Source organism: Pseudomonas sp. SB113 (genome assembly GCF_040754745.1).
GTDB lineage: Bacteria > Pseudomonadota > Gammaproteobacteria > Pseudomonadales > Pseudomonadaceae > Aquipseudomonas > Aquipseudomonas grimontii.
In genome coordinates this window covers 1-472 of record NZ_JBFMHW010000136.1, presented here as the reverse complement: position 1 = coordinate 472, position 472 = coordinate 1, and the positions used below count along the sequence as shown (strand labels likewise).

1 protein-coding gene is annotated in these 472 nt (G+C 55.7%); it reads right to left on the bottom strand.

Annotated features, from left to right (window positions below):
* Window positions 1–472: SAM-dependent methyltransferase (locus tag AB1462_RS31840; protein ID WP_367249072.1), on the bottom strand; the 472-nt coding region annotated here is incomplete at both ends.

Sequence of the window (472 nt, the reverse complement as noted above, 5' to 3'; positions counted from 1 at the left end):
CCTCATAGTCATGTTTGCGAAGCGCCTGAAACGTGTCGCCGAGTGCCGTTTCGCGGTAGCCATAATCGATGAACAGGCCAGCGCCGCCGGATCTTGCAATGCGCTCTGCAATGCCACTCATGAGGTTGTTGCGGGCAGGCGCTATCTCGAAAATCGCGCCGTCTTCAGCTTTGTCTGCATCGGCCGGAAGCAATGCCGGGTCGAGCGAACCGGCACCTGCCGCAAACCGCAACGCGCCATTTTCGTCCAGCCCGACGACCCGTTCCTTCCATTTTCCGCCTGAAAATACGAATTGCCGCATCGGAATCGCGTCGAAAAGCTCGTTTCCGATGATGAAAAGCGGAAAATCCGGCAGGGTTTCGATGGAATTTTGCCAAACCACATTGGCGTCGATGCCTGAAAGCGTTTCTTTCTGGATTTCCGTCAGGCGCGAGCTGGTTTCGATCATCGCGAAATGAGCGCTGCTAAACAG